This window comes from Chitinophaga sp. 10T418, from assembly GCF_056394125.1.
On record NZ_JBFTHG010000021.1, the window covers coordinates 76,050 to 99,032 of the forward strand.

16 protein-coding genes are annotated in these 22,983 nt (G+C 45.8%); 3 read left to right on the forward strand and 13 right to left on the reverse strand.

The window, feature by feature from the left end; genetic code table 11:
* Positions 1–10 precede the first annotated feature (10 nt).
* Entirely contained in the window at positions 11–1,543 is a 1,533-nt protein-coding gene (locus AC1DCV_RS34255) for a sulfatase family protein (protein WP_477027404.1), read from the forward strand.
* 86 nt (positions 1,544–1,629) lie between these two features.
* Here the strand turns inward: AC1DCV_RS34255 and AC1DCV_RS34260 are convergent, their stop codons facing one another.
* Entirely contained in the window at positions 1,630–2,646 is a 1,017-nt protein-coding gene (locus AC1DCV_RS34260) for a DUF3500 domain-containing protein (RefSeq protein ID WP_477027405.1), read from the reverse strand.
* Positions 2,647–2,781: 135 nt separating this feature from the next.
* Here AC1DCV_RS34260 and AC1DCV_RS34265 point away from each other — a divergent pair, with 135 nt between their 5' ends.
* Both AC1DCV_RS34265 and AC1DCV_RS34270 read left to right on the forward strand, forming a co-directional pair.
* Complete coding sequence (locus tag AC1DCV_RS34265) at positions 2,782–4,248, forward strand: patatin-like phospholipase family protein (RefSeq protein WP_477027406.1); 1,467 nt, start codon at positions 2,782–2,784, stop codon at positions 4,246–4,248.
* A 9-nt stretch (positions 4,249–4,257) separates the two neighbouring features.
* Complete coding sequence (locus AC1DCV_RS34270; RefSeq protein ID WP_477027407.1) at positions 4,258–4,923, forward strand: hypothetical protein; 666 nt, start codon at positions 4,258–4,260, stop codon at positions 4,921–4,923.
* Here AC1DCV_RS34270 and AC1DCV_RS34275 read toward each other — a convergent pair.
* The 12 genes from AC1DCV_RS34275 to AC1DCV_RS34330 all read right to left on the reverse strand — a co-directional run bounded on the left by AC1DCV_RS34275 (position 4,916) and on the right by AC1DCV_RS34330 (position 22,877).
* Positions 4,916–5,752 (reverse strand): universal stress protein, encoded by an 837-nt coding sequence (locus tag AC1DCV_RS34275; RefSeq protein ID WP_477027408.1) that lies wholly within the window; start codon positions 5,750–5,752, stop codon positions 4,916–4,918. The two genes, AC1DCV_RS34270 and AC1DCV_RS34275, sit on opposite strands and share 8 nt — an antisense overlap.
* Positions 5,753–5,884: 132 nt before the next feature.
* Complete coding sequence (locus AC1DCV_RS34280) at positions 5,885–6,991, reverse strand: TlpA family protein disulfide reductase (RefSeq protein ID WP_477027409.1); 1,107 nt, start codon at positions 6,989–6,991, stop codon at positions 5,885–5,887.
* Between the two features lie 25 nt (positions 6,992–7,016).
* Complete coding sequence (locus AC1DCV_RS34285) at positions 7,017–9,578, reverse strand: M1 family metallopeptidase (RefSeq protein WP_477027410.1); 2,562 nt, start codon at positions 9,576–9,578, stop codon at positions 7,017–7,019.
* A 36-nt stretch (positions 9,579–9,614) separates the two neighbouring features.
* Entirely contained in the window at positions 9,615–11,027 is a 1,413-nt protein-coding gene (locus AC1DCV_RS34290; protein WP_477027411.1) for a peroxiredoxin family protein, read from the reverse strand.
* A 68-nt stretch (positions 11,028–11,095) separates the two neighbouring features.
* Entirely contained in the window at positions 11,096–12,163 is a 1,068-nt protein-coding gene (locus AC1DCV_RS34295) for a redoxin domain-containing protein (RefSeq protein WP_477027412.1), read from the reverse strand.
* 11 nt (positions 12,164–12,174) lie between these two features.
* Positions 12,175–13,053: a hypothetical protein gene (locus AC1DCV_RS34300; protein WP_477027413.1), complete on the reverse strand. Its 879-nt coding sequence runs from the start codon at positions 13,051–13,053 to the stop codon at positions 12,175–12,177.
* Positions 13,054–13,084: 31 nt separating this feature from the next.
* Positions 13,085–14,581: a RagB/SusD family nutrient uptake outer membrane protein gene (locus AC1DCV_RS34305; RefSeq protein ID WP_477027414.1), complete on the reverse strand. Its 1,497-nt coding sequence runs from the start codon at positions 14,579–14,581 to the stop codon at positions 13,085–13,087.
* A gap of 23 nt (positions 14,582–14,604) precedes the next feature.
* The gene (locus tag AC1DCV_RS34310) at positions 14,605–18,168 is read right to left on the reverse strand and encodes a SusC/RagA family TonB-linked outer membrane protein (RefSeq protein WP_477027415.1); all 3,564 of its coding nucleotides are present in this window, start codon (positions 18,166–18,168) and stop codon (positions 14,605–14,607) included.
* Between the two features lie 105 nt (positions 18,169–18,273).
* Positions 18,274–19,395 carry a FecR family protein gene (locus AC1DCV_RS34315; protein ID WP_477027416.1) on the reverse strand — a complete coding sequence of 374 codons (1,122 nt, stop codon included), beginning with the start codon at positions 19,393–19,395 and terminating at the stop codon, positions 18,274–18,276.
* Between the two features lie 11 nt (positions 19,396–19,406).
* Positions 19,407–19,997, reverse strand: coding sequence for an RNA polymerase sigma-70 factor (locus tag AC1DCV_RS34320; RefSeq protein WP_477027417.1), 591 nt, complete (start codon positions 19,995–19,997; stop codon positions 19,407–19,409).
* Between the two features lie 73 nt (positions 19,998–20,070).
* Positions 20,071–22,140 carry a carboxy terminal-processing peptidase gene (locus AC1DCV_RS34325; protein WP_477027418.1) on the reverse strand — a complete coding sequence of 690 codons (2,070 nt, stop codon included), beginning with the start codon at positions 22,138–22,140 and terminating at the stop codon, positions 20,071–20,073.
* 167 nt (positions 22,141–22,307) lie between these two features.
* A complete protein-coding gene (locus AC1DCV_RS34330; RefSeq protein ID WP_477027419.1) occupies positions 22,308–22,877 on the reverse strand; it encodes a hypothetical protein in 570 nt (189 codons plus the stop codon).
* Positions 22,878–22,983: the final 106 nt, after the last annotated feature.

Genomic DNA, 22,983 nt, shown 5'->3' on the forward strand with positions numbered 1-22,983 from the left:
ACATTAACTGATGATATATTCTTCCTTCATTAAAAAAATCAGTAGTAGTCTTTTATGCGGGCTACTGACATTAACTGCTGCCGCACAGCAAAAGCCCAATATCATTATCATCTACGCAGATGATCTGGGCTATGGTGATGTAAGCTGTTATGGGATGAAAAAAATCAAGACCCCTAACATCGACAAGCTGGCCAAACAGGGTGTCCGTTTCAGCAATGCATATGCTACTTCAGCTACGTGTACGCCTTCCCGTTTTGGTATCCTGACGGGCAAATATCCATGGCGGCAAAAAAATACCGGTATAGCACCGGGAGATGCTTCTCTCATCATTCCTACCGATCACCGGACATTGCCAGGTATGCTGAAAGATGCGGGCTACCAGACCGCTGCCATAGGTAAATGGCACCTGGGACTGGGCACCCGGGAAGGGATCGACTGGAACAAATCCGTTCAGCCGGGTCCACTGGAAGTAGGCTTTACCTATTCTTTTATCATGCCGGCCACCCTGGATCGCGTGCCCTGTATATTTGTAGAAAATCACAACGTAGTGAATGCTGACCCGAACGATCCTATTACCGTTAACTATCAGCACAAAATAGGTACAGATCCTACCGGCCTGGAAAACCCGGAAAAGCTGCGTATGCATCCGGATCCTCACCAGGGACATAACCAAACGATCGTCGACAGCATCAGCCGCATCGGCTGGATGAGTGGCGGTAACAGCGCCCGCTGGAAAGATGCTGACATTGCCGGCACCATTACACAGAAAGCCATTGGCTTCATCAGCAAAAATAAACAAACACCTTTCTTCCTGTATTTCGCCAGCGGCGATATTCATGTGCCCCGCTATCCTCATAGCCAGTTCCGTGGCAAAAGTGGGATGGGCCTCCGCGGCGATGCTATTCTGCAGCTGGATTGGACTGTAGGGCAAATCGTGCAGGCCCTGGACAGCCTGGGGCTCACCAGAAATACCATGATCATTTTTTCCAGTGATAATGGTCCCGTGCTGAACGACGGCTATATAGATCAGGCAGTGGAACTGGCGGGTACACACCAACCTGCCGGCCCTTTGCGTGGCGGTAAATACAGCGCTTTTGAAGCCGGTGCCAGAGTGCCCTTTATTGTAAAATGGCCCGCAGCAGTTAAAGGAAACAATACCTCCAATACCCTCATCAGTCAACTGGACCTCTTTGCCTCTTTTGCCCGCTTAACCGGACAATCACTGCTACCTGATGAAGCACCCGATAGTTTTGATATGCTGGATCAGCTGCTGGGTAAGTCACGCAACAACCGCCCCTACCTGGTAACACATGCCGGTACCTTATCACTTATTTCCGGAGACTGGAAATACATGGCCCCTTCCAAAGGAGCAAAGTTAGACCGTGCCGTAAATATTGAATTAGGGAATGATCCCGCACCACAACTCTATCATCTGAGTACAGATGTTCATGAACAAAAAAATGTGGCGGAGCAGTATCCGGACAAAGTAAAAGCACTGGCGGCTCAACTGGAAGAAATAAAAAGTAAACCGCAAAGCCGCTGATAAAAGGAAGCAGAAAGCGGAAAGCAAAAAGCTATTGTCGAAAATAATCACTCGCGACAATAGCTTTTTGCTTTCCGCTTTCTGCTTCACTCATGCGACGCTTTATAATGTTCCAGCAACAGATCACCTCCAAAATCGTTTTTAAGATCCCGTACCACTGTATGAATATGATTGGCATTATTCTGTGTGTTATCATATTCAATAATCAGTGTAGGTCCCTGAATCCGGTAGTAGTAAGGTTTTCCCAACGCATGTTCCTGGCTGCCGGCCCAGGTAAAATATAAACTGTCCAGGCCCGCCTGCTGAATATCTTTCAGCATATTATCTGCAAACAACTTCGTGAACCGGTGTACATACAGGCTGATCAACCCCAGCAACAGCTGCTGATGGGCCGGGCTTAACTCCGTGTAGTGGATACCGCTGGGATGCGCAATCATGGCTTGTCTGCTGGCGCCTGTAATAATTTCCGCCGGTGCGCTAGTCGCTATCACTGCTTTTTGTAGTTCTTCGGGAGATAAGGACCGCAGCAAGGCAAACCCCTGCTCCGTTTCTGCTTTCAATACTTGCTTGTCTTTCTGAGGTCCTTCCAGCACAATAGCAGGATTGGCGCCCAGAAAACCTGGCGTTCCGGCCACCAGTTCATTCTTATCTGCAGAAAAATTGAAAGCAACATGATGGCCTTCAAACCGCCAGCCCCAGACAGTGTGGGCGGCCGGCACGCCAAAAATGGTAAGGAAATATTTGCCCGGATCCCGGTAATGATCACTTTCCGGCCGGTGCTCCAACTCTTTCAGCACCAGGTCTAGTTGCATAATATCGTTTACTTTCTTCACCGTTTCCCCGCTCAGCGTAGTACTCAATAAGGCAAAAAGGGCCTTGCGCTGGGCTGCATTCAATTCATTTACAGAAATACCTTTACGATCATCCCGCGGCACGTAACTGAAATGATACCGTTCTCCTGTATCAAAGGGATAAAGCGTTTGTGCCTGTTGCTCCTTACTGAGCAGATGAATGAACGCGTTGGTTTTACTAACCATCTCCTGCGCGTGAATGGGCGTCAGGAAAAGCAGGCCAATGGCAACTAACAGGAAAGACCGGTACATATGCGGACGGTTTGGATAACGTGGAAATACGGAATATCCCTCAATATACTCGTTAAACCGGGAATATGCAACCGCCACTCTACCCGGGAATTAAAAAAATGACTAATTTAGAAGTCTACCCCTTAACATCATCTTATGTCCCCTAAAAATGCCGGCGCCAAAGCCAAACTTACTACTGACGATTTTATCAATGACAACAGGGTAAAAGCGGACCTGGAAAATCTAAAGAAAAGTTTTGACCCTGCCAATGGCGGCAGGCCCTTTGTGGTATCAGACGTTGTAGATGCAGCCGGGAATCAGTATGTAAACCTGGTACAAAAAGGTGGTGGTGTATTCGGGATTGCACTCGTAGGATACACCTACATACTGGAAGAAATGGGCATCCGTTTTCTGCGGCTGGCCGGTACCAGTGCCGGCGCTATCAACACGGCCCTTCTCACTGTCATTAAAAACAAGCAGGACAAAAAGTCAAAAGAAGTACTGCAGGCCATCTGTGAACTCGATTTCTTTTCACTGGTAGACGGACACCCTGCTGCCCGCTGGCTGATCCGGAAATTTATTACTAAAAAAGATTTTGTTGGTAAAGCCAAAAACTGGCTGCTATTCCTGCTGGGATTTTTCGGATTGCTGATAATAGCAGATGTAGTGCTGATAGGACTACGCAGCAAATTCCCGGTCCTTTCTGCCTGGGCAGGCGCCAGCTTTATCCTGAGCGGCTTCTGGTCACTGCTGATCGCTATTGGTGGGTCCTATATCATCAACCTGTTTAAGCGACTGAAGAATTCCGGATTTGGGGTTAATCCCGKCGATGTTTTTTACGACTGGATCAAAAAACTGCTAATCCGGAACGGTGTGGTTACGGTCAGCGATCTGAATCAAAAAGCGGGTATCTGCCCCAAGCTATCCCTGAGAGTATATAACGAGAGTGGCGTTGATGATCTGAAAGGTGACGTGACCTTCATCACCTCTGAACTGGTGACGCAGAACAAGATCCAGTTCCCCGCCATGTGCAGCCTTTTCGCTACAGATATAGACACAATGCAGCCCGCAGGATTTATCCGCGCATCGATGTCCATCCCTGTCTTTTTTGAGTCTTATATGATCAATAACATCCCTTACAATGATGACCGGATCAAAGCTGCCTGGCAAAGCTTTTTTCACAATAGCTGCCCTCCTGCCAATGCAAGATTTGTAGACGGTGGTATTCTGTCCAATTTCCCGATCAGCATTTTTTACAACGCCAATATACCTGTTCCCCGCCTCCCTTCTTTCGGTATAGACCTGGACGACAGTAAGCCGGGAGATAAAGGAGAAAACGCCTTCAACTGGTCGCTCACCGGCTACCTGGGGCGCATGTTCAATACCATCCGCAACTATTACGATAAAGATTTTCTCTTGAAAAATGAAGTATATCAGAAAGGAGTAGGTAAAGTGGATCTATCGGATGACAAATACAATTGGCTCAACTTCTTCCTGTCTGACCAGGATAAAATAGACATGTTTGCCATGGGCGCTCATGCCGCCTGCGATTTCCTGCAAAAATTTGACTGGAGTACTTACAAAGACAAACGGGAAGCATTACAAAAGCAACTCACCAAATAACAACCAAACATGGAAACACTCATCAACGATGCCTGGTGCTGGTTATGCATTTCAATGGGGATATTGCTGCTCACTACTTTTGTCATGATGCGGCAAAGCCGGCAGTTTTATACCATGGATGTAGTGATGCGCAGGTTCAGTATCCTGGACCTGGAATTCCCGGGTTCACGATATGAAATACCGGCGCTTATAAAAGGCGTATATGCATTACCGGTAGATCAACGATCTAAAACCTTATCTGCCTTACGTGGGCAGTTGTGGACAGATTTTCTGTTTATGCCGGCCGCATATGGCAGTATATTCCTGGTATGTATAAAAGTAGCAGAGAAAATGAATCCCGCCGGCACCACCCTGTTCGAATGGCTGGCATGGCTACAACTGTTGCCCTGGTTATGTGACATCATAGAAAATATTTACCTGCTCCGCAAAACGGCTCCTAACGTTCCCGCCTCAACGGAAATGGTACATAAAGCTTATCAATGGCTGGAAATAACGAAGTGGGGCATTTCATCGATTGGCATGGTATGCGGATTATCCGCCTTGTTATTTTTCTGGGTAACAGGTGATTTTGACACCGCCTCGCTACATTACCTGCTGATAATGGCTGCCGAAGCCGGGGTGTTCATCGGATTATTGTTTGTGGCCAAACCGGTTAAGGCGCCCTCGCTTACTTAAGGATGATAACCGGCACTTTAGCGGAGCGGCAAATAGCGTCAGAAATACTTTTATGCGTCAGGGAATACAGAAAACTGCGTTTGCCCGGTAAAGCGATAATGAGCTGCACATCATTGGTGGCAGTGAAATTGATGATGCTGCTGAGAATGTCCTTATCGTTCCGGTAGTACAATTCGTGTTTGAAATTTTTCAGGTATTCGTGCAGATGATGCTCGTCTTCCCGGAACTGATCATCCGGGTGTTCATAATGCTCTTCCGGGTCTACATTCAGCACCATTAAGCGGGTAGCTGCCCACACCGGGGAAGCCTTTAATTTATTCAGTTTGTCCAGGGCATGCAGGGCATTAAAATCCGCAGGAACCAGTGCATTTTTTACCGGTTGATACGTAAATCCTGCAGGAACCACCATCACCCTGATGGGACTGGCTTTAGCGATCGGGATAATGTTACGGGAAATGAGGCTGTCTGCATTGCCATGCTCGCTGCCGAGCATCACCATATCAGGCGTTTCTTCATGAATCACTTCCATCACCGCTCTTAACAACGGCAGTTCGCTGACCGCTATTTCAACTGTAACATCTGCTGCATCCTTTATTTTTCGCGACAGCGTTTCCAGGTGCTCCATGGCCTCTTCCCGATGGCTTTCCATAAAATCATGGCTCACTGCACCATATTCCGCCGCCATCACAATGTCACTGAAAACATTTTGGTAGAAAGTTTTGAGCAAAATCACCCGCTTATACTCATAGTGCTGACTCCAGGCAGCAGCGAAGTGAATAGTTTCTTCTGAAGTGGTGCTAAAATCAACAGGTACGAGTAATGTTTTCATAACTATTTTTCTTAAGCTATTCTGATCATTATCCTATAAACAAAGATATCATTTTCATGAGGATTATACATCAAAAGAGACCGTTTTACAACGGTCTCTTTTTCAACAGGATATCAATTGGAGGATACATTTCTACTTCAGCAGATCAGCCAGCAACTGGTCCAGTCCATCACCTGCCGCAACACCTATCATAATCACTTTACCGTTGGGGTCAATCAGCACTGCAGCGGGAATGGCCTTCACACCATAGGCTTTTGTCACCGGGCTCTCTTCCGCCTGTAAGTCGCTGATCTGCGTCCAAACCATTTTGTCTTCTGCAACGGCCTGTAACCATTTCGTTTTATCCTTGTCCAGGGATACAGAAACAACCGTAAAATTTTTGTTCTTATACTTTTCGTAGGCAGCAGCTAATCCTGGAGTAGCAGCTCTGCATGGTTTGCACCAGCTGGCCCAGAAATCGAGCAATACATACTTACCTTTAAAATCAGCCAGTGATACAGCTTTCCCGTTGGCATCCGGCATCGTAAAGGCAGGTGCATCCTTGCCTTTTAAATTCATAATCCCGCCGGTAAAGTCGTTCATCATTTTCTTAATCGTAAACGTATTCTTAGCATCGGGGCCCAGTTTGTCGATAATATTCATGACCTCTTTCTTTGAAAGAGCGGACAGGTACGAGTTTACCAGGTAGGAGCATACACCGGAGTTAGGATGACTGTTGATCCATTTCAGGCTGGCATCTACTTCTCTTTGGTTCAATGCTGCCAGTGCAACATTTGCTTCCTGTGCAGCTTCTGCATCGCCAATCTGGTTGGCAGCCGCCACTTTATTAGCAAGGGCATCCTTCTGTGCACCCAGCGTATCGCCATCGAGGATGTTTTTAGAAACATCTACCCAATCTGCCACAAACGGGCTTCCGGTCAACACCGCGTCCTTAAAATAAGGCCCTTTACCGGTGATGTTCATTTTACCCGCTTCCAGGTAAAGTACAGTGCCATGTTGGTCATTACCATCATTACCTACCTGCATAATATAGGTAGAACCACCGTCTTTCATATCTACATCGAAATGGATGGTGCTGTTGGTCACCACGGCTTTATCCACGGTATTGGTTAACGGCCCCCATAAAACTACGGTATCCCCATTTGGCAATCCCGGAATTTTTACGTTCAGATCCAGACGCTTTTGGGCATTGGCCCCAAAAGCTACAAACAGGCTAAGCCCTAACATTATTTTTTTCATATAGCTTGTTTTAAGTGATTTATGATTAGTGACGTAATTCCAATTTATTCAGCACCAGGCTTTCTTCTGCTTCTTCATAAAATTTGATGATCACCTGACGGGGTAAAATCATCCGCTCTCGTGGCTGATAACCGGAAAACTCCAGCTTTGTGCAGAAAGGAGTTTCCGCTGGTTTATTGGCACATTCTTCCTGTATTTTATAACCGGTCACCACATCGTAATAGTAGTTCCATTTTGCCCCTGCCGGTGCAGTAACACTCACTACATAAGCATTCATACCATTGATGTGAATGGTCGAATCACTTAATACCGCACGATATCTCTTTTCAAAAAAATGCAGCTCAGGAATAACAGCAACGGACATACGTAATTCCTCTTCCTGCTGTGCATTCAGTGCTGTAGCAGCTCCCAGTCGCTCGCTGCTGGTGCTGCTGTCGGTCACCACCACGCTGCGTAGCCGCAGGTTCAGATTACTCAGTGTAATCGTCATATGATGCTGACCATCTGCAGTATTATTTTTTGCAAATACATACTGGCCACCAACCGATGATGCGTAGGTTAATGCGGCAATATGCATCTCCCGCAGGCGCTCTTCACCACCAATGGCCAGCAGATAACGGGCAATAACACCTGAGACATTTACTTCCTTTCCGATAGCTAATTTTGCACCACTCCCTTTCCACTCATTATTGCTACGATCTGTATCCGGGATCGCTTTCAGCGGATCAACGATCACCGCAGTGACCGGAGAAACCGATGCATAATGAAAAGTATGTGTACGACCTAATTGCCAGATCTGTGCGGGGAAATGCAGCGTATGTGCGTCACCGTTAAACTCGCGAATCAGTACGTTTACCGGCATCACCATATCTCCTTTATTCTCTACTGTAATATCCACGCCCTTTGACGGATCATTGTTTACATATACCACCTGCTTAACCGCCTGATCTGATTTCCAGTCGGTCAGAAACCAGCTGCGCCAGAACCAGCTAAGATCCTCTCCGGTGCCGTTTTCTATGGCACGGAAAAAATCATCAGGAGTAGGATGTTTAAAAGACCAGTCCTTTATGAATGCACGGAAAGCAGGATCAAAACGTGTGGGACCTATTACGTCATTACGTAGCAGCGACAGCGCTACCGAAGGCTTCACATACATGACCATGGCCATATTCTGCGTTGTCACAGATGCCGCAGGCGTATTCAACGGTTGTATACTTTTTTTGGCAGACAGCCATTCAATGGCACTCTCCATTTGAAAGGCAGCCTCTCCTTTTAGAGAATCGCAGTTAATAAGATTGATGAAAGTGTTCAATCCTTCACACATCCAGCCATGCCGGCTATCGGCAGCGATCAGCATGTTAAACCAGGTGTGGCCGAGCTCATGATTGGATTTAGTCCACACATTATTACCGAACCCGGTGTTTTTATAATGCAATATGGATACTGCCGGGGATGCAATGCCTGTAACGGAACCGCCTATATTAACCCAGGTGTTGTAAGGATAAGACGCCCATAAACCGGAATAGGTTTCCACCATGCGTTTCATTTGCCCCACGATGGGCTTCCATTCGGGATTGCTTTCCGGCGGATATAATGCCATCGCCAGCATTTGTTTTCCTGCAGGCAGGTTTACTTTCACCGCATCCCATACAAAGGCCGCAGATGCCGCCCACATACCGTCTCCGGCATTGTCAATATGAAAACGCCATGTTTTTTGTCCGGGCAATGCTGTCACTTTCTCCGCTTCCCTTTCAGTGATGATATGTACTACGGTATCACTTTTCCATGCCTGCTGATAGCGTTTTAATACCGTTGACGGCAGTACCGCTTCCGGATTCATCAGTTGACCGGTGCCTTGTACCGTTAACCCCGCTGGCAGGGTGATGTTTATATCCAGGGTACCAGGTTCTACATAATACCCGCCAACAAATACGTTCCAGCCTTGTATATCATCATACACCACCACTCTTGGAAACAACCCCGCAAACTGAAACACTTTTCCGTGTGCAGCATCCAGGATACCGAAGTAATCCGATCCGTTGAAAGGCAACGTAAAATCATAGGCTACTTCCATCACAGCTTTATCACCGGGCTTTAACGGCGCCGGCAGCTGTACTTTTACATAAGTATCTGTAATATCGTAGACTGCTTTTTTCAATGGCTGTCCTCCTACTCTGGCCTGTAGCTGATGGATACGGCATCCCTCCGTATATTCCTGCACGCCGAAACGACTGCCGGCAGGAGGAGTTAAGAGTGCGGTACGCGAATCTTTCCGGAAGCGGTTTTGTGTCACCGTCAACCATACGTAAGTGAGCGTAACCGGACTGTTGTTCGTATAAGTAATGGTAGCTTTTCCTTCTATTTTCCGTGTAAGGGTATCGAAAGATGCTGTTACGTTATAATCAGCGCGATTCTGCCAGTACTGTGTACCTGGTTTCCCATCCGCCGTGCGGCTGTTATTGCCGGACGGACGAACCAGTGGCGCAAAAGCCTCGTCTATGCTTACCCCTTCATTTTTCGTTTGTGCAATACCGTTATAAAAGCAACAGCATCCCACTATCAACAGCGTTGAAATTTTACTGAACAAGCGTATTAATTTATTGGAATGGAGAAAGAAGAAGCCTTAATTTTTCATTTTATAACAATTCGCAATCCTTTGTGGAAATGCGGGATCCGTCGGATACCCAAGGTTACCGTTCCTTATTTTTCCATTTTCATCGATGGCAATCCAGCGGGTAACACCTGTGAGGCAATAGCGTTCTACAAATTGTTTGCATTGCTCCTCTGTTCTGTCGCTGGAAAGGAATAAGTTATGCTCACCTGCGATTTGTTTCGTTACGGAGAACTCTTTCCAATAGTCCACTGCATCGGGGCTTTCCCAGCCAATGGTTAAGAACACGATGTCGTTTTTATCTTTATAGGAATCTTTGATTTTATTGTAGGTAGGCAGTGAAGCTACACAGCCGCTACACCAGGTAGCCCAGATGTCGATGATCACTACTTTACCTTTAAAATCAGATAAGCGTACAATATCTCCCTGATCATTTTTCAATGCAAAGTTAAAAGCAGGTTCTCCCACTTCCAACTGGTGATAAGCTTTGTACAGCGAATCTATGGTGTGCTTGGCAGGCGCATCTTTACTCAGTCCACTGGCAGCATTGAATAAACTCTTCAACTTCTGCGTGAAGCAATTTGTTCTGGCTTCTCCGAGGATCAATATGGTTGCCAATGATCCTTTAACCAGTTCACTTTTAGCGTGCATCATCACTTCCGGTAATTTAAAATCATCCGTGAGTGTGGAGTCCTGCATTTTCCTGGCAGACCACCAGAGGTTCACCGCCTGCTGTGCCAGTCCATTATCACCAAATCCGGAAAAGGCCGGTGTGGCAATATCAAAACCTTGTAAGCACCAGTCACCATAAGCTTTTAGTGGCAATAAATTATTATGGGAATACTGAAAGGTAAATTTCAGGAGTAATAACTTCGTTTGTTCGTACGCGTTAATAAGTGCAATATTTTCCTTGTCAGTTATTTTAGCGCGGGAGATGCCTTCTTTCACCTGTAGTGAGCGGGTCGCAATAAATGCGTCTACCTGTTCTACAGTATTGATGTCAGCACCTATAGTATACAAACTATCTATCAGATACGGCAGTCCCTGTCTGGCGGCATCTTTTCCGGTCCACGAAGCGGAAAACTGATTGGGCAGGGCTTTACCATCTTTATATTTAGGCGATAATGCCATTTGTACATTGTCGCCGGTATTTACCAGTACAGGATAATTACCGAGATGAACAATTTGCTTGCCTGCTTCCACCGACCGGGTAAAAGCTGCTACCGGTTTATCTTTCGCTACAAAAAAAGTTTCTGTCTTATACGCTGTCAGTCCCTTATTTCCTAAACGGTTGAATTGCATCAGGCCCATATACTCCGGGGTAATCCCCACCTTTACATTCAGGGAAGTAGTAGCCACCGGGGTGCCGGCAAATGCGCCGATGCTGCCGAACAGCATCGCTGTTAAAAGCGGGAATGATCTCATGGTCAAGTATGATAGTTTAAATAAAGGCAACTGGAAAGACAGAAAGGGTGAAGCCCTGTGTTATTTTTTTATGACTTATTTGTTTGCAGTAGAGTGGCTATTTTATTTTTGATGACTTCCAATTCGGCCGCATCCAGTGTCTGGCTTAGATGCGCAATACGGCCGTTGCGGTCTATCAACATCACTTTCGTTAATCCCCCATTCTCTTTTACAAAACGTTTAAAGATCTTTCCGCCGGCATCTAATACCAATGGATAAGTAATATTCATGTCCTTTGCAAATTTACGCACCGTAGCTGCCGGCTCATCGAAATCAATACCAAATACCTGCATACCTCGTGGCTGATATACTTTCCAGATATCATTTTCCAGGTGCGGCATGAGTTTGCGGCAATAGGAACACCAGGTGGCAGTGAATTCCAGCAGGGTTACTTTTCCGCGGAGATCACCGGTAGTCACTTTCTTTCCGTCTATTACAGACAGCTCCACATCGGCAGGCAACAGGTCACCTTCCCGTATTTTATAATCCCAGTATGGTTCGTGGCTGGCTACGTCTATGCGTTCCTGTTGTAGTCGCCACATATTAAAGAAGCTGGTAAAAGCAGTGTCAGGAATAGAGGAAGATAAAACATCTCCCTTCCTGCCTATGATCACCGTACGGGGAAGACTGGCAATTTTATAGTCTTTCAGAAAGGCTGCACCAGCGGCATCTGTTGTGTTGGAAGGCAATGCTATTTCCACGCAGTTAGGCATGGCAGGTTGTTTTACTTTCGGATCTCTGCTTCCGGAGACCACTAAAAAAACAATACTGGCATCCTGTTGGTTGTCGCCTGCGGCTTTGTATAACTCACGGAGCTGGGCTACACTTTTTTCATTGTCTCCATTCCAGCAGTGTATTACCAGCATTTTTCCTTTGAAATCTTCCAGCGTTACTTTTTTCCCTTTTACATCATGGAGTGTAAAAGTGGGTGCAGCGCTGCCGAACGCCAGCTCATCCGGTTCTTCTGCCAGCTGCAGCAGTGGTGAGCTGGGAATAAAATCAGGTTTTGCGGTTTGAGCTGCAGCCGATTCCGCAGCTATCAGCGTACATCCTAAAAATGTGATGACAGTGAGGAGTTGTTTATTGAAATAATTCATACATCTGATTTTTAAGGATGATTACCGATTGCCTGTAAGTCCACGCCATAGGTATTTTGGAAGAAACGGATAACCACATCATATTTAAGCTTTATCAACCCCTTCACATCATATGCAGGACTTAAAATAGTAGCATCAAGTTCAGCTTTCGTATGGCCGGTAATCGCACAAACATAACAGGTAAAATCCCACATCACAGTCCTTCTTGATGGAGCCAGGTCGCCTACACTTTCGATAATGCCATTTGCACGTTCCTTGCCAACGACCTCATTATATGTCGGCGGCATATATTTCATAAACGCTGCGGGAACATCCATAGCACCACTTTGTATTGCCTGCTCCATATAAGACCTGTGCATAAATCCACGGAGCTGCTTCAGCCGCGCGGAAGATTGCTGAAGCAACGTACTGTCTGCCCAGCCGATGGCTAGCATGTTTCCGGAGGCACAAAAGCCTGTTAAAGACCTGATAAGAGGGGTGGGTCTTGTTTCATTTACCAGGCTGAAAGTATCAATAGCAGCCGCCAGTATAATCTTAAAAGGAATTGTCTTCTTTAGAAAGCTTTCCGGGTAAAAATCCAGGCACTGGGATTTAAAATAGTCGAGCGTATTTTTGATATAAGCGGGATTCGCTTCCGTTCCCCTTACTGTCAGGTAGCGGGAATAATCATAGGTAAGATCTTTTTCGGTAAACCGGTACAATATATAGGAACCATATTTTTGATAGAACGCCACAATGGAATCGTCATAGGGTTGATTCCCCTGTGGCAGCTTATAAAAATCGGCTGGCTCACCGGCCACCAGCGGCGCTTCTTTATGACAGGATATGAATATACATAATAACAGCGGCAGACAAGCGACAAGGACGTTACGCGAAAAGGCAGTATACATAAAATATAATTTATGATTTGGCAGAAAAAAATTAGCGCGGCAACCGGTGGCTACCCAATTGCGGGTTTTGTTTGAGCGACATATTTTTCAGTAGTGTTTCATTTGGAATGGGAAGCACATATTGCGGATCCCGTTTGGGCAACTCGTATTCGGCAGTAGTGTAAATACCGGGCGCAAAAGTGTGTTTTATAGCTGGCATCCCATATCTTCTCAGGTCGAACCAACGATGACCACATTCCCTGAATAATTCACGTCTGCGTTCCGTACGGCACTTCGTCAGTAACACATCCGCCGGTTGCTGCGTCCAGTTGGTAAAACTGTTTTTATCGATCCTTTTTGCCCGGAGTGTATTCAGACTTTTCAGCGCTTCTGCAGCGGCTGCAGCGTCTCCTTTGGTTTTGTATACCTGGATATAGGCTTCTGCGCGATTCAGATAAGCTTCTGAACTACGCCAGGAAGAACCCAGATTTGCATACACTACCGGGCTAGGATAGCTCTTGAAATATATAAATGAAGACGCCACATAATCCTTTAAGAAGTCTGACGTTGGTACGTAATAGATGCTACTCCGGAGATCATTGGCCTCAAAGCAACTGGCCAGGTCAGTGGAAATATCATATGCTGTTTCCGTTCCGTCCGGAAATGTTTCCCGCTGCTGCCCGTAGCACCAGATGCTTTCCGGACTCTGTAGCCCCAACACCGGTTTCTCGTTTGGATCGATCACATCTCCCCAATTATTCAGGTCTACTAACTGCGGATGATAAGCCAGTACATAATCTGCATGAGCAATCGCCTTCTCCCAATTCTCCATGTATAAATACACACGGCTTGCCAGCAGGTGTGCCGCCACATGGTTAATACGATATAATGGCTGATCCACCCTTCCTTGTTCCAGCAAATTAATAGCGCTATCCAGATCTGCTGTCACCTGTGCATATACTTCTTTTACAGAGCTTCTGGCAGGTAAATCTTCCGACAGATTTGCAGATAACCGCAATGGAATACCGGGGCTTTTGTCCGGAGTAGTGGTAGAGTCATTATATGGCTTCGCATACAGGTTCACCAGCATAAAATGATAGAAAGCCCTGAGTGCAAACGCTTCCCCTTTATACATCGCTTTTTCTGTAGCATTGCCAACGGAATTATCCATGTACTGCAATGCCACATTCACTCCTAAAAGCAGTTGATAATATGATTTCCATGAATTGAAAAATTTAGTATCCGGACTGCCGGCTGCCGTACATACATCAATAAAGTCCGGCTGCCATTGAAAAGCGCCTGCATTCCCTATAATAGTCCCCTGTGCATCGGCCAGCATAGGTCCGTTATAGCACTGGATATCATCATCCATCAGGTTTATATAGGGCTGCAGGTAAGTAGATGTGGTAGGATAACCATTTGTATATAAAATCTCTCCAAAATTTTTCGTTGTTTTTGGAATCACATCCGTTTGTGAGCGCTCTTCCAAAAACTTCTTGCATGAAATGGTGCTCAGTGCCAATAAAGTGATCACTATAATTTTCTTCATACTTCTTTTTTTAAATGTCAGTACTAAAAATTCAGGTTCATATTAAACCCGTATTGCCTCGTAACGGGCAATGCAGTGGATCCCACACCATCAATTTCAGGGTCCTGTCCATTCAGCTTTTTGCTGGCGATGGTAAACAGATTACTGACAAAAAGCCCCGTGGTAAGCCCTTTTATACCAGCCCGTTTGTAAAAAGCTGCTGGCACCATATAGTTAAACTGCATACCCCGACAACGGAGAAAACTATTATTCACTACGCGTAAGTCTGAGCGGTTATACGCCTGATATACATTCATTCCAAGTCCACTGGTGGTTAAACCAGCAGAAACATCCCTGATGGCCGGTACATTTGTATATTTCTCATCACCTGGTTTGCGCCAACGTTGAGAAAGTTCTTCCTTTACATTCGTAAAAGGAGTTGGCACACCATCTCCCGTCCGGTCTTCCATAAATAAAGGGTCCAGCCTTTTTTGACTTCCCAGGGCATAATAGAAATCGGCATTTACAGAAAAACTTTTATACCTGAACGCTGCCGAAAAACCTCCACTAAATACGGGATGCAACTGCCCGGAATAAACCAGGTAAGAAGCCAATGAGTCTACCCGGTCTTTAAGATCCTGTTGATTAAATAATGGCAACCCGGTTGTTGGACTCAATCCTTTGTAAGCATAGGAATAAAAGGCGCTCACCGGCCTGCCGGGAACAAAAGCAGATCCATCCAGGTAGGCGACATAGCTATTGGTAAAATCATGTTCCTGTATGGTATTAATGTTCCGGCTGTTCACAAAATTGAAAGAGAGATTGGTAAATTTCCGGCGGATCACCTCCACACGTACCTGCATCTCGATCCCCTGGTTTAAGAGCGTGCCTCCGTTTTTATACATACTTTCCATTCCATACTCATCAGCAATGTCCTTTTTCACAAGGAGGTCTTTACTTTTCTTGGCATAATAGTCCACTGTAAGATTTACCCGGCTGTTAAACAAAGAAAGATCTGCTCCGAAATTCCATTGATATGTTTTTTCCCAACGCAAATCGGGGTAGGGCAAACTTTTGATGCCCAGAAAAGGAATGCCGGTAAGCGGATCAACCTGTCCAGTCGTAGGATACATTGCGATTAACTCCGGTCCCACTGAACTTACCACATTGCCCTGTGTACCGAAAGATGCCCTCAGATCCAGGCCACTGATCAATCTGCTGGTTTGGAGCCAGTGTTCATTTGTTACATTCCACCTGGCGGAGAGCCCGAAGTTGGGTAAAAATTTGGCGTTGGAGTATTGGCCAAATCTGTTAGACCCATCTGTTCGGAGAATGCCGCTTACTACATATTTGTTATTAATACTGTAGACTGCCGTACTAAACATAGACAGCGTATTGGTGACACCATTGGTAATACTATACCGGCTCAATTGCCGCCTGCTTAAATCAGTTGCAAAAAAGCTCTGCCCCCGATCCGGAAAATATCCTGGTTCTGTGGAGGACACACCTTTCGCTTGCGTAGAAGTAATCTCATTTCCCAGCGTGACAATAAACTGGTCGCGTTCCTTAAAAAAGGATCGGTTATACTCCAGTATATTGCGTACAGACACCGTCATTGAATTTTGATTGGCCAGGCTGGCCAGGCCACCGTAAGGCAGATAGGAAGCTGCTACCTGTAAATCCGAGGGTTTGAAATCCCAATTCCATCCGCGTTTTGCACCCACATAGCTGCTCCCTTCATAAGCCGCCGTCATGGATTCTGATGCATCCAATGTAGCACTGGTCGTATTTCTGAGAAACAACCCATTCGCAATTTTATAACCCAATCCCAGATTGGCTATCAAAGACCGGGTACTGGCGTTATTTTCCGTCTGGGATATTTCTTTCAGCATATTAAAAGTAATAGGCCCGGGAAACGGCTGTGTTGTATAGATACCTGCGAGTAACGGATATACGTCATTTTCGCTGGTGGCGCGACTGGTTTGCAACGCATAGGTTAATGGATTGATGCCATTAAAATAACCTCCGGATTTACTGTAACCGCCTGTTAACCTGAAATCCACTGCCAGCCGTTTACCCATTTCTGTATGAAGTGCGATATTCGCTGTATACATCTTCCGGGTATCCAGTTGTGCGGCACCTTTACTATCTGTATAATTTAACGAAGCATAGTAGGTTGTTTTCCCATTTCCACCGCTCATATTAATGGCGTGCGTCATGTTGAATGAATTCCGGAATAATACTTTGAACCAGTCTGTATTCCTGGTTTCCAGGTTGTTCACCGCCTTTTTAAATTCAGCATTCGTAAGTTTATGGGCAAAGAACGACTGCAACAATCCTTCATAACTAACATCTTCTCTGAATCCGTTTGCGGCGCTATTAAACAAAATTCCATCGTCCAGCAATTCCTGTGAAAGCGCTACTCTTTGTTTGGAATTCATCAGGTGTAAATTGTTATAGGAAGGACGTTGCTGGAAAGAAAAACTGTTATTATAGCTCACCTGCATAGGTCCTGCTTTACCCCTTTTCGTGGTAACCACAATCACGCCATTAGCGGCACGGACCCCATAAATAGCAGTAGCGGCAGCATCTTTCAGAAAGGTGATACTTTCCACATCGTAAGGATTTAATCCACTGATAGCGTTTCCTATCAGTGAAAAGTTGCCACCCTGTGCATCTGATACCACGTTGTTTAACTGGGTTGCTGAGATATCTACCGGATCAGGTCTTATCACATCATCTATTACCCATAAAGGGCTGGCGTTGCCCACAAAGGTGGAGGTACCCCGCACACGGATAGTGGGCCGGGCGTTTACTCCACCTGAATTGTTGATGAGCATTAGTCCGGGCACTTTGCCCTGCAGCATTTTATCAATGCTGGGCTGCCCCGGCTGTATCAGTTCCGCCGCTGTCAGCTTAAATACAGAGGCGGTAGACATGCGGGCATCTATCTTCTGATATCCGTTTACCACCACTTCCTGGATAGCCTGAGCGGCAGTATCCAGGACAATTTTCACAAACCCTGCATTGGCCTTAGATGTATATATCACCGGCTTCATACCCAGCAGGGACACCCGTAATTGTTCTTTATCCGTCACCATCATAGAAAAAACGCCGTCGCGGGTGGTCACCGTTCCGTCCTTTGAACCCAGCGCCTGTACGGTGGCGCCTTGTAAGGGTTCATTGTTCGAATTGGTGACCTGCCCGGTGACCAGGAAAGAAATGCTTATACTCACAGATTCTATTGGGTGCTGCGGATAAATAACAATTCCTCCCAGATCCTCAGCAAAGTCCAGTCCTGTATTCAGGAGGATCTGTTTCAACAACTGTTCAAGCGTACCAGTTTTCTGGTCCACTGTTACCAGCCCTTGCTTTCGGATTGCATCATTGTTGTAGGTGAAACGTACATTCGTGAGTGTACGTATTTCCTTTAATACCTTCGACAACGGTTGTTTACTGGCATGATACACCACCGGTTTGTTCAGGATGCCGGAATTCTGCCCATTTGCTACATTCGAAATCACCAGCAAAAAGGACAGCAGCAATAAACACATGGCATAGCCCTGCATACCCTTCCCGAATGAAGGTAAGCCCAACATTTTTTTCATTTTGGTTTGATATTAAAGATTTAAACTGCCTGCCCGCAGCTACGCATAAGTGTGGCGTAATGCAGTGTTTCTACATACTTCTTTCATGTTACTGTTTCGCTGTTCTCAGGGCCGGCTCACAAATACCGTTCTACCCTGTACGCGAAATTTTATATTCCCAATAGTTAGCCTGATATGCTCCAGTACCGGCTGTAATGTTGCTGGTTTATGCATATCCAAAGTAATATTCAACTTTTCCAAAGTGGTATCCTCAAACTTAAAATCGTAGTCAAAGCTGCGGCMAAGGCCGTTCAGTATATCTGATAACTTGGTTTCTTCGAAATAAATATCTCCGTCTTTCCAGGCGGTAAAGATCCTGGTTTCAACAGATTGCTGTTGTAAGTTGCCGGTGGCGGCATTGTAAGACGACTGCTGTCCCGGCGACAATACGGCTTTCTCCTTACCCGCGCTGACACTCACTTTACCACTGGTCAGCGTAGTTTGTATCGTCACATAAGTGCTGATATTAAACGATGTTCCGAGCACCTGTACGCTGGTACTTCCGGCATGCACTACAAAAGGTTGCTGCGCATTGGGGGCCACATCAAAATAAGCTTCTCCCTGTACCCATACCTCCCGCGTATCCCCGTTAAAAGTAGCCGGATAGACCAGTTTGGAATCTGCATTTACCCATACCCCGGTTTCATCAGACAGCGCTATCCGGATCTGGTTTCCTCTGGGTACATGTAAGGTATCCATCGCATTCACCACATGCTTATTGCGGCCTGCCTGGTATACGATACCGGTACTGTCTACCTGCACCTGTGTGCCATTATTATCCTGCGTAATGGGGGCGTTATTACCCAGCGTAATGGTTTTACCGTTAGACATCACCAATTGTACCTGTGTTACGGCCGGCTGATCAGCTTTGCTGATAGCAGCTACCTGCGGCTTTGGTGTGCGTTGTTGCCAGCTCCACACGCCGGCGGTGATCAGCAGTGCTGCGGCAGCAGCAGCTACCGCTATTCTTCTGCGCCAGATCATTTTCATCTTCCGCGCTTCCTTTGCTATTACAAAATGCTGCCATCCTTCTTCTGCAGGAAATTTAGCCCCTACCTTTACCCTATCCTTCATTTCTTTGGCAGCACGCAACATGGCCGCCTCTTCTTCATTCAAAGGCGTTGTATTGCCATCCTCCAATGCCGATAGCAGTTTATCCCAATTGATGTCCTTATCTGGTGTATCCATAACGATCTGTATTAAAGGCAACCGTATTTAAAAAAAGGGTGAAGGCAAATCATTATTTGTTTTAAAAAAAATAAAACAGCAATATAAATGACCATCCATTCACACTCTTTCCGGAGGTATTGATAAGCTAATTTGATTTGTGTTTTAACGGTATTTACCGAGATATCTAACTGCTCCCCTATTTCTTTGTACTTCAGTCCATCGCGGTTGCTGAGTAAAAAAATGCGCTGGCGCTGTATAGGTAAACGACCGATAGCCGCCCATAGGGCGGCATTTCGAATCTCTTCCTGTTCTTTATCGTCTTCCGGCAATTGTGGTGTTTCTTCCGCTAATGTAAGCGGATCACCAAAAACAATTTTACCGTTCTTTTTCAGATAGTTTAAACATGCATTGCGTACAGCGCGGGTGGCATAACTTTTAAAATTTTGCGTAATCTGAATCATAAACCGCTTATCCCAGCAATAAAGAAAAAAATCCTGCACAATGTCCTTCGCAGCATCTTCATCCTCTACCACATAATAAGCTGTTGCGCATAAAAAAGAATAATGTAGTCGGAATAACTCTTCAAATGAAGCCGGCTCTATTGAATTTGGTTGATACATAGCCCGTTGGCGCCCCCCATAATTAATCAACGCACAAAATAGACTAAAATCTGCATTTATTCATTTCATCCGGCTATTTACCTGAAAAATCAGTCAGGATATCTACTGTTTTACTGAGATATACATCTGTACTGCAGGTATGGAGCCACTCCTGGTTCCGGGCAATTTTATCCGGTGATGGCTTGTCTATTGGCGTGGCACTCATTTTTAATTGTTTGCCGGCAGTTAATCTAAGTGCCGAATCGATCGCATTATTATGTGCCTGGATATCGCTCAGTTGTTTTTTAAAGGTATTCTTCTGCAAACTGAATACCGGCGCTTCATTTATTTTGAGCCATTCTACCTCCCGCTTCACTTCATTTAACGTGCTATCCTGGCTGATTTGCAGATTGGCCTTTTCAATTACACCAGGCAAAACAGCTGCTACTGGCGATTTCATAAACCAGGCACTTTCAATGGTATCACATACCAATGCACTGGCATTATCCCTTTCCCGGATCTTCTGATAGATTCTTCTGCTGGGGAAAATCACATCAGGTATAACACCGTTCAGCTGCGTGGTGGTGCCATTGATACGATAAAATTTTTTGATGGTCAGGGCCAGCGTACCGTAGCTGATGTCAGGGATGCCTTTAGCTGCATCTCCCAGCTTACCCATCGGCAAACTTTCCTGCATCGTGCCTTTACCATAAGAAGAAGGACTTCCCACTACGATGCCTCGTTTGTAATCCTGGATAGCGGCCGCAAATATTTCAGATGCAGACGCGCTGCTTTCATCTACCATCACTGCCAGCGGGCCATCATAGAGCGTTTGATCTCCATTCTCAATGGCGTAGCTTTGTATATGGTCTTTATCCCTGCCTAATACCACCGGACCTGTTTTTACAAAAAAGCCGGTGATTTTCACTACTTCATCCAGCGATCCACCGGGGTTGCCGCGGAGATCCACTACGATACCGTCTACTTTTTCCGCTTTTAATTTCATGATTTCTTTGGCCATATCCACCGCACATTGCGCGCCATCCGCCCTTTTGAAATCCCGGTAAAACTCACGCAGCAACAGGTAACCGATCTTTTGACCATTCTTTTCTATTACCGCACTTTTAGCGGCGTTTTCTGTTTCTACAATTTCGCCACGGGTGAGGGTCATTTCTTTTTCACTGCCGGAAGATTTACGCACCAGCAGTTTCAGGGTTGTCCCCTTTTCACCGCGGATCATCCTGGATACATCGAGGATGCTCATGCCACTGATGTCTACCATTTTGCCGGCCGCGTCGCTCAACCGCAGTATACAATCTTCCGCTTGGAGTAAGCCACTGGCATCGGCGGTTCCACCAGACAACACTCTTTTTATCAGGATAGTACCGTCTTTGGAAGTCAGCTCCAGGCCAAGACCATAGTAGCGGTGCGCCATCTGTGCATCACGGATCCCCGCATCCACAGGAGCTAAATAAGACGTATGCGGATCCATTTCCAGCGTGATCGTATTCATGTAAGCGCTGAAACGGTCATCAGGTGCGCTGCTGCCGAGGAGGTTTTTAAATAACCCATCCGTTGATAACAGCACAGCGGCCCTGGCTTCCTGTTCCGCCACCGCATCACTTTTCGTTTTATCGGCCTGCTGCAGCTCCAGCATTTTTTTCAGCACGGAATATTTCAGGCTCTTACGCCATACTTCCCGGCGAGCCGCTTCATCAGCGGGAAAGTCCGCCTTGCTGCGATCAGGTTGTATGGTTTCTTTTTTGCTGAAATCCATCGGCTTTGAAAGCAGATCCCTGTATATCACCGTCAGTTCATTCAAACGTTGCATAGACACGGCATAGATGGCGTTGAAATACTCCAGGGAAGGGTTTTCCAGTTCATCATCAATCAGCGTTTCATATTTACGCAAACTTTCCACATCACTTTTCAAGAGCGTATTCTTGTTGCCATCCAATGCTCTGAGGTAGTTCTGCCAGATCGTCCTTGAAAAATTATCATCTACCGGTTTCGGTGCATAGTGTTGATTTTTGATGCGCTTCATCACCAGGCGTATTACGTTCTTCCGGTTGACATCCACATCGCCGTCTGTCCGGGAGGCGGCAATAGAAGTGAAGCCCACTGCGGGCAGCAGCAGGAAAAGCCCATATTTGGCAATGCTCATATCAGAATAATTACGGTTTGTAAATATTACCCGGCGGGTAATGTTCCCTTATTAAGGCAATGCGGGTGTAAAAAAGGGTGAAGAGGAGTAAAAAATTATACTATACTTGTAGCAATATGTTTTATGAGCCTGTCCCGATAAAAACAGGCAGATGTTCACCGCGACAATTATTTAGTCCGGGGCTTGCCGGGCAGCGACACCTTTTTAGAGGTATCTGCTACCAGTACCTTATCATATAATTCTTTAGCAAGACCTAAAGCGCCTGCTTCTTTTTCAGCATACATGCTATCTCTGGCAGAAAAGACTTTCTTCTTGGCATCTACCCAACGAATCATTTTACCTTTATGGAAATAAGATCTGTCTTCCGTTACTTTAGTAAGTTTACTATTAAATGTAGAATCATAGTATGGAACATTGTAGGTACTTTCCTGCAAAAAGATAAAAACAGGTAATCCGTTATTATAATAGATAGATCTCCGCGACTTCCCGCTCTCCCAATACATACGCTCCTCTATCAGCATGATAATACCTTTATTAAAATAGCCCATTGCTTCTCCCCCTTCCGAAGTTTGAGACGGGTCCGCCCCTACTTTCCTGTAAGCAGGTTTGCCCGCATTGATCTCCTGGCATTTATTCCGTATATCTTTCAGGATCAGCGCGGTAGTATCCTGTGAAAACAGTGGAGGATGAAGTAAAAAAAAAGCAGCCAGCAGGCAACCTATTTTTATAAGGTACATGATCTTATTTTTTTATTGACAGGTAACGGTGTCCGGCATGCGTAGCTAAGCTATTGTTACAGATTCATCTTAAAAGTACAGTATTTCCGTTGGAATATAGTAGTAG

What these genes read in the sequence shown, in the direction of transcription:
- AC1DCV_RS34275 (WP_477027408.1), bottom strand. Translation starts at nt 5,752, where the DNA reads ATGAAAACATTACTCGTACCTGTTGATTTTAGCACCACTTCAGAAGAA.
- AC1DCV_RS34295 (WP_477027412.1), bottom strand. Translation starts at nt 12,163, where the DNA reads ATGAATTATTTCAATAAACAACTCCTCACTGTCATCACATTTTTAGGA.
- AC1DCV_RS34255 (WP_477027404.1), top strand. Translation starts at nt 11, where the DNA reads ATGATATATTCTTCCTTCATTAAAAAAATCAGTAGTAGTCTTTTATGC.
- AC1DCV_RS34310 (WP_477027415.1), bottom strand. Translation starts at nt 18,168, where the DNA reads ATGAAAAAAATGTTGGGCTTACCTTCATTCGGGAAGGGTATGCAGGGC.
- AC1DCV_RS34280 (WP_477027409.1), bottom strand. Translation starts at nt 6,991, where the DNA reads ATGAAAAAAATAATGTTAGGGCTTAGCCTGTTTGTAGCTTTTGGGGCC.
- AC1DCV_RS34325 (WP_477027418.1), bottom strand. Translation starts at nt 22,140, where the DNA reads ATGAGCATTGCCAAATATGGGCTTTTCCTGCTGCTGCCCGCAGTGGGC.
- AC1DCV_RS34300 (WP_477027413.1), bottom strand. Translation starts at nt 13,053, where the DNA reads ATGTATACTGCCTTTTCGCGTAACGTCCTTGTCGCTTGTCTGCCGCTG.
- AC1DCV_RS34270 (WP_477027407.1), top strand. Translation starts at nt 4,258, where the DNA reads ATGGAAACACTCATCAACGATGCCTGGTGCTGGTTATGCATTTCAATG.
- AC1DCV_RS34305 (WP_477027414.1), bottom strand. Translation starts at nt 14,581, where the DNA reads ATGAAGAAAATTATAGTGATCACTTTATTGGCACTGAGCACCATTTCA.
- AC1DCV_RS34320 (WP_477027417.1), bottom strand. Translation starts at nt 19,997, where the DNA reads ATGTATCAACCAAATTCAATAGAGCCGGCTTCATTTGAAGAGTTATTC.
- AC1DCV_RS34330 (WP_477027419.1), bottom strand. Translation starts at nt 22,877, where the DNA reads ATGTACCTTATAAAAATAGGTTGCCTGCTGGCTGCTTTTTTTTTACTT.
- AC1DCV_RS34290 (WP_477027411.1), bottom strand. Translation starts at nt 11,027, where the DNA reads ATGAGATCATTCCCGCTTTTAACAGCGATGCTGTTCGGCAGCATCGGC.
- AC1DCV_RS34260 (WP_477027405.1), bottom strand. Translation starts at nt 2,646, where the DNA reads ATGTACCGGTCTTTCCTGTTAGTTGCCATTGGCCTGCTTTTCCTGACG.